Below are 341 nucleotides of genomic sequence, written 5' to 3'. Positions count from 1 at the left end.
CCACCGATAAGAATATCATCGCCAGATCCGCCTCTAAGTGTATCGTGACCCGTACCGCCTCGAAGACCATCGTTACCTTCACCGCCATCAATGACGTCATCGCCTGACCCGCCGAATATAACGTCTGAGCCACCTTCTCCGTAGATATAGTCACTACCGCCGCCACCATGAGCAACATCCAAGTTTGCTGTACTGTTATTAGTAGCAGCTATCTCACTATCTTCACCTTGGTTAGGGTTAAGTATTACGTTCGAATCGCGACCTTGAGTGAAAACATCTTTAATATAAGTGTTTATCGCATCTTGGTTAGACGCTTGCCCAGTATTTTGGTCCAAGACAGC

General features: G+C 47.2%; 1 protein-coding gene. It reads right to left on the bottom strand.

Annotation, left to right across the window (positions count from 1 at the left end; genetic code table 11):
* Positions 1 to 341: calcium-binding protein (locus tag AB4496_RS03995; protein ID WP_372130609.1), on the bottom strand; the 341-nt coding region annotated here is incomplete at both ends.

This window comes from Vibrio sp. 10N.222.46.A1 (genome assembly GCF_041473595.1).
Classification (GTDB): domain Bacteria; phylum Pseudomonadota; class Gammaproteobacteria; order Enterobacterales; family Vibrionaceae; genus Vibrio; species Vibrio tasmaniensis_A.
The sequence above is the reverse complement of the archived record's forward strand: the minus strand, read 5'-3'. Positions and strand labels throughout refer to the sequence as shown.